This window comes from uncultured Campylobacter sp. (assembly GCF_937949835.1).
GTDB lineage: Bacteria > Campylobacterota > Campylobacteria > Campylobacterales > Campylobacteraceae > Campylobacter_B.
On record NZ_CALEDC010000032.1, the window covers coordinates 1 to 6,150 of the forward strand.

At 47.2% G+C, this 6,150-nt stretch carries 7 protein-coding genes; 5 read left to right on the top strand and 2 right to left on the bottom strand.

Annotation, left to right across the window (positions count from 1 at the left end; translation table 11 throughout):
* The 3 genes from Q0256_RS00685 to Q0256_RS00695 form a co-directional block, all read left to right on the top strand.
* Positions 1-544, top strand: a 544-nt coding sequence (locus Q0256_RS00685; protein WP_297959096.1) for a protein-L-isoaspartate(D-aspartate) O-methyltransferase, incomplete at its 5' end; no start/stop codon positions are given.
* A gap of 156 nt (positions 545-700) precedes the next feature.
* The gene (locus tag Q0256_RS00690) at positions 701-2,503 is read left to right on the top strand and encodes a hypothetical protein (RefSeq protein ID WP_297959098.1); all 1,803 of its coding nucleotides are present in this window, start codon (positions 701-703) and stop codon (positions 2,501-2,503) included.
* A 9-nt stretch (positions 2,504-2,512) separates the two neighbouring features.
* Positions 2,513-3,082: a hypothetical protein gene (locus Q0256_RS00695; protein ID WP_297959100.1), complete on the top strand. Its 570-nt coding sequence runs from the start codon at positions 2,513-2,515 to the stop codon at positions 3,080-3,082.
* 52 nt (positions 3,083-3,134) lie between these two features.
* Here Q0256_RS00695 and Q0256_RS00700 read toward each other — a convergent pair whose 3' ends face one another.
* Positions 3,135-3,644 carry a molybdenum cofactor biosynthesis protein MoaE gene (locus Q0256_RS00700; protein ID WP_297959102.1) on the bottom strand — a complete coding sequence of 170 codons (510 nt, stop codon included), beginning with the start codon at positions 3,642-3,644 and terminating at the stop codon, positions 3,135-3,137.
* 15 nt (positions 3,645-3,659) lie between these two features.
* A complete protein-coding gene (locus Q0256_RS00705; RefSeq protein ID WP_297959104.1) occupies positions 3,660-3,881 on the bottom strand; it encodes a MoaD/ThiS family protein in 222 nt (73 codons plus the stop codon).
* A gap of 87 nt (positions 3,882-3,968) precedes the next feature.
* Between Q0256_RS00705 and nspC the strand changes: the two genes are divergently transcribed.
* Both nspC and Q0256_RS00715 read left to right on the top strand, forming a co-directional pair.
* Entirely contained in the window at positions 3,969-5,123 is a 1,155-nt protein-coding gene (nspC, locus tag Q0256_RS00710) for a carboxynorspermidine decarboxylase (RefSeq protein WP_297959106.1), read from the top strand.
* A 95-nt stretch (positions 5,124-5,218) separates the two neighbouring features.
* A partial coding sequence (locus Q0256_RS00715; RefSeq protein WP_297959108.1) for a formate dehydrogenase subunit gamma occupies positions 5,219-6,150 on the top strand: 932 nt, incomplete at its 3' end.

A 6,150-nucleotide genomic window follows, 5' to 3' on the forward strand; every position in this document is an offset into this window, starting at 1 on the left:
CAGCGTCGCTAGAAGCGAGTTCGCCCCTCTTGGCGCGCATGCTTTCAGCCTTAACGCGCAGCCTATTTTAGCCAGCCAGTGGATCAGCTCGCCGCTGACGGTCGCGCGCATGACGATGGCGCTAAGCGTGGATCCGAAGGTCGAGAAAATTTTAGAGATCGGCTGCGGCAGCGGCTATCAAGCGGCGATTTTAAGTAGGATGGTGCACCGCGTCTTTGCCGTCGAGCGCGTCGAGCGGCTGGTGGGCGAGGCGAAAAGGCACTTTGCAAATCTCGGGATTTCAAACATCAGCCTGCGCCACGACGATGGCAACGCCGGGTGGAAAAATTTCGCCCCTTTTGATAGGATCTTGCTCTCCGCGTGCGCCGAGCGTATCGACGAGCGGCTGTTTGCGCAGCTTGCGGACGGCGGAATTTTGGTCGCTCCGATGAATAGAGGCGGCTCGCAAAAGATCGTTAGATTTAGTAAAATTTCGCCAAGCGAGATCAAAGAAGAGGAGCTTGGCGCCTGCGAATTCGTCCCGCTGGTGCAGGGTCGCGGATAGATCTAGCGCGCAGTAAATTTTAAAATTTCCTACCGCCTCCTAACGCGTAAATTTAATAAAATTTTGCTTTCGGCTCCACTGCGAGATCAGAGTTTTATTAATTATTTATTTAAATTCAAGTACAATACACAATTTTTAATCTTTCAAGGATGAGTCATGCAAGATTTTAGCAAGGAAAAGATAGAGTCGCTGGTTGCCAGCTGGAAAAATCACAACAAAAACCAATTCTGGCTTAAAAAACAAACCGCGATTTCAAAGTATTTAGGCGAGATAAAGCGCTGCTTGGCGAGCTTTGATGAGACCGAGAACGAGTTTTTGCAAACTTTATATATAAATCTCAGCGACGGCAATCTTAGAAGCTGCAAAATTTTATCTTTGGGCGAGAAGTTCGCGCACGCCGAGTATTTCTTTATGGATCAGTATTTTGATTCCAATATCAGCGCGTTTTATTACGATTTCGCTTTCAAAGACCGCATCGTCGGCAAAAAGGAGCTGTTTCCTAAAAATGCCGTAAAAAGCGTAGATAGCGTGCTTAGCGGCGAGGATAAAAACATCGTCTCGCTTTATGTTTTCATCGAAAATATCGTCAAAAATTTCAATAGCTATTCGCAGGAGCGCACCGCGCGCGATATTTTTAAACAAAAGCTAGTCAATTTTTACGACGAGCTTTACAGGCTTCTTACGGCGGTGGACAGCGCTTTGGCGATCGATTTTTTCGACGTCGCGCTGCATAATCAGCCCTTCGTGCTGATGGAATTTTTAAAATCCGCGATAAATGCCGATAATTTCTATCTGATCGACAGCTACCTAAGCGACGACGGGATGCTAAATTTAGGGCTTGCCGAGGACGGCGATTTCGCGCAAATTTCGCGCGAGAAGCTCTATCTGCTAGCCAGCATATTTGCGCAGTGCAACGACGAGTTTCCGACGCTCGTTTATCGCGATGAAACTGCGCAAATTTTATCCTTGCTCTACGACGAAAAGGTTGAAATTTTTGAAGAATTTTACGAAGTAAGTTCGCGATTTATCGCGGAATTTACCCCGTATCCGCAGGACGTCGTGGGCGCCGCTAGGATCGTGTACTCCTCGCTATTTTTCGAATATGTCAAAAACTACAAAAGCGAAGAGGTCGCGAAAAATACGATATTTTACGGCGCGATCGGTACCGGCAAGACCCGCAGATTGCGATCTTTGATCACCGAAAAGAAGCTTGCGGCAAAAAATTTCCGCTACGTTTGCCTGCACGAAGGCTTTGAATATCGCGATTTTATAGACGGATTTTACGGCGAAAGTTTCATCAATGGCGAGTTTAAAGCGCTTTGCAAAGAGGCGCTAAAAGATCCGAAGGGCGAGTATTATTTTCTGATCGACAATGCAAGTGCCGCGAGCTTGGATAAAATTTTTGGCGAGGCGGCGGTGCTTTTGGATCGCCGCTACGACGAGGAAGACGAGCTTTCGCTGATCCGCACGAAAAACTCTCACGTAATCGACAGCTTTGAAGAGGGCGAAAAAGCGCGCGCCAGCGTCGTTTTAAAGGACGGTCGCTCATATTTTGCGGTGCCTAAAAATTTATACGTCCTATGCACTCTAAGTGAGCACAAATGCGTTTCGCCCTCGATCGCAAAGGCGTTTAGATGGATCAGATGCGAGTGCGATTACGGCGCGCTTGAGGATTATTTAAGAGATCGCGAGATCGTAAACGCAAGCGCGGTCGTTGCGGTTTGCAAGGCGCTGAATAAATTTATCGCCGATGAGGCAAAGGGCCTCGGCGCGATCGGACACGGCGTATTTATGGGGCTTGCGCGCTATCAAAACAATGCGCAGATCATGCAGGAGGGGCTAAACGGCTTTTTCGCCGAGGTGCTTGAGCCGATCTATAGGTGCGCGTCAAGCGGCGAAGATACCGCTACGAGCCTTGGTGAGCGCATCGCTGAAGCTAAGAGCGTGTTTAAATTTTAATATTTTCGTTTGAATAGATTTTTAAGTAAATTTTGTAATAACGGAATTTTATATGGAGTAAAAACAACGGCTGATAATATTGTAAATAATCATAAATATGATGCAGAATATATTAGCTATATTAGAAATGGTAATTCCGCCGCAGTTCTTATTACTAGAGATTTAGTGAAAAGCGTAAATACAATTGGTAAGTGGATTGATATTATTGAGAGCAATATTCGCGGCAGAATCGACGGAAGAATTGATTTTAACTATTTCATTATTGAAATTTTTCCTAGAAAGACTAAGCCGGATTATTCCAATGCAGTGTCAGAGTATGATAAAAAATATATTACCTGGCAAACAGCTTGCAAAGATATAAAAAATGCGAGAAACGTCGGTTACAAAGGCCCCCGATATAAGATATGGTGTAGCTTGTATAATGACAGGAAGAAAAGGGTAGTACGGAAGTATTATAATAAAAAGTTTGGTAGGTGGATGCCAGATGGGTGGCTACCTACCGATTCATGTGTTTTAAAAGATAAAATAGAATTTATTGATAACTGGAAATATAAGATCAAATCCATAAGAGAATTATAAAACGACTTAAACGCAACTTCACTAGTTTTGAATTAAGACTCGAATAATAAATTTAGCCCAAAAGCCCTGCGCCTTTTACCCTCTGCGAGCGATCCGCTGCGTAGAACCTCTTCCCGCCTACTACTTTGCCGCCCTCGATTTTGCCGCCCTTTACGTCGTATTTCCAGATCGGCGCGGCCGCCTTGAAATCCTCCACAAACTCGTTTATTAGCGCCAGGGCGACCTTGCGCTGCGGACTTACGACGCCTGCTACGTAGGAGCTTTCGTGGATAGGCACGCCCCCGTTCGAATGTGCAAAAAGCACGAATGCGCCCTGTGCCGCGGCCTTTTGTTGCCACGCTTCGAACCAAGTCCGCAAAATCGGCTCGTAGATATCGAAGCTCAGCGCGCAGATGCCGCCCTCTTCGCGCACGATACCTACGAAGGTAATAAACGCGCCGCAATTTGCGTCTTTAAATTTAGCGTACCAGCGCGATAAAATCGCGTTCACGTCCAAGCTGCCCTCATAAATTTCAGGCTTGATCCCGCTTAAAATTTCCGGATTAAATTTAGCCTCGTTCATCGCCACTTCCTAAGCTTAGCCGCCGCAAACTGGAGGCAGAAGGCTTACGCGATCGCCGGATTTAAGCGCAAAGTTCGCATCGTAAATCATCTTATCATTTACCGCTACGGCGCAGTTTGCGAGCCACTCCCGCAGACTTTCGTCCTTTTGCAGTTCCGCTTTTACCTCTTGCAAGGAGTTTGCGTTTAGGTGCAGGGGCTCGCGCCCGATTGGCCCTAAAAATTCTACCTCTACCATTTTTGTCCTTTTTTAAAGATTGGGCGATTTTAACCAAAAATTCATAAAATTTTATATAATTGCGTAAAAATTTAATGAGGAAAAACGATGAAAATCGATGAAATTTCGACCCCCGCTTACGTGTGCGAGGAGCAAAAACTGGTAAAAAATTTAGAAATTTTACGCGGCGTAGGCGAGCGAAGCGGTGCAAAAATTTTATGCGCGCTAAAAGGCTTTGCGTTTAGTTTCGCGATGCCTTACGTCGGCAGATACCTCTGGGGCGCCACTTGCAGCGGCCTGCACGAGGCGAAATTTGCCGCGGAATTTATCAAAAACGGCGAAATCCACACATACTCGCCTGCCTTTAAAGAGGATGATTTGGATGAAATTTTAAAAATTTCAAACCACGTCGTATTCAATAGCGCCGCGCAGTGGCAAAAATACCGCGCAAAGGCGCTTGCTGCGGGTGCATCGTGCGGCTTGCGGCTAAATCCGCAGACCTCCTTCGCGCCCAAAGACGCTTACAATCCGTGCGGCAGCTTTAGCAGGCTCGGGATGAGTCTTGAAGCGCTACAGCGGGCGATCTTGCAAGACGGCGAGTTTTTGCGCGGCATCTCGGGGCTTCATTTTCATGCGCTGTGCGAAGAAAGTGCTCAGAGTCTAGAGCGGGTGCTTGAGGTTTTCGAGGCGAAATTCGGCAAGTATTTTGACGGCCTAAAGTGGCTAAATTTCGGCGGCGGTCATCATATCACGCGCGTAGGCTACGATGTGGAGCTACTGATAGATCTGATCAAAAAATTTCGCGAAAAATACGAGGTCGAAATTTATCTCGAGCCCGGCGAAGCGGTCGGCTGGGAGTGCGGGTATTTGGTCTCTAGCGTGCTTGATATCGTAGAAAATGGCGCTAAAATCGCTATTTTGGACGCTTCCGCTGAAGCTCATATGCCCGATACCGTGCTGATGCCGTATCGTCCTGCGGTGCGTGGCGAGAGTAAGAGCGGTAAATTTAGCTATCGCTTCGGCGGAAATACCTGCCTCGCAGGCGACGTCGTGGGGCTTGAGAGCGGGCAACCCGAGTATAAATTTGACGCGCCGCTAAATATCGGCGATCGGGTGATTTTCGAAGATCAGATCCACTACACGATCGTGAAAAACACGACCTTTAACGGCATCAAGCTGCCCGATCTCGTCTTAGCGGACGAGCGCGGAGAGGTTTTGGCAATCAAAAAATTCGGCTACGACGAGTATGCGCGGCGAAACTAGCGCCGCACTTAATGCAAAAATGTAATTTTACTTTGTAAGAAAATTTTTTGCAAAAAATGATATAATCGGCTTGAATTTTATACCTAAGGAAATCCATGAAAAGATTATTTCTCGCGCTTTTCGCCTGTATTTATGCGCAGGCCGAAGAGAAAAAATACGCCGATATCGTGCAGGGAAATAGCGATGTTTGGGGCAATGCAAGGCTTGAAAACATCGATAGCTACGGCAACGGCTTCGGTCCGATTTTTCTGCAATTTCAAGGACATCTGCAAAGCTCGGGCTTTTTTGCTTGGTTGGCGCTGGGTGCGGTTTTAGGCGTAATCATAGCTTTTATTGGGCACTACGCGATCATAGGGCCGAAGCACTTCGATCATCACGCGGGCAAACCGATCTATGCATTTAATAAATTTGAGCGACTATACCATCTTGTAGCGGCCGTCGCATGGGCGATCTTGGTTCCGACAGGCTTGATTATGATGTTTGGCGAGGAATTCGGCGGCGGCGCTTTCGTGAGGTTTTGTAAAAATGCTCACGGACTGGCTACGATAGCGTTTGCGATTGCCGTTGTGCCTATGCTAGTGACATGGTTTTGGCGTATGCTACCGCGAACTTACGATATCAGATGGATGATGATCGTGGGCGGCTATTTAAGCAAAAAGAAGCGCGCGATCCCTGCGGGTAAATTTAACGCAGGCCAAAAGGCGTGGTTTTGGGTCGCTACTTTAGGCGGCATAGTGATGATAGCTACGGGCGCGTCGATGTTTTTCCTAGACTACGATATCCCGGCGATGAGAAGTGCGCTAGGTATGAGCCAGATCGAAATTTTAAGAGCAAGCGCGATTATTCATAATTTTTTGGGCGCGGTCTGCGCGGTATTTTTGCTTGTGCATATCTATATGGCGGTCTTTGCGATCAGCGGCGCCATCCACTCGATGATCGACGGACACAAGCCGGAGGAGGAAGTTTACGTACTTCACCACTACTGGTATCAAGAACTAATCAAGAAAAACCAAATTCCGGTTTCCGA

Coding starts and splice junctions, on each gene's coding strand:
- Q0256_RS00700 (WP_297959102.1), bottom strand. CDS start 3,644: ATGAACGAGGCTAAATTTAATCCGGAAATTTTAAGCGGGATCAAGCCT.
- nspC (WP_297959106.1), top strand. CDS start 3,969: ATGAAAATCGATGAAATTTCGACCCCCGCTTACGTGTGCGAGGAGCAA.
- Q0256_RS00690 (WP_297959098.1), top strand. CDS start 701: ATGCAAGATTTTAGCAAGGAAAAGATAGAGTCGCTGGTTGCCAGCTGG.
- Q0256_RS00705 (WP_297959104.1), bottom strand. CDS start 3,881: ATGGTAGAGGTAGAATTTTTAGGGCCAATCGGGCGCGAGCCCCTGCAC.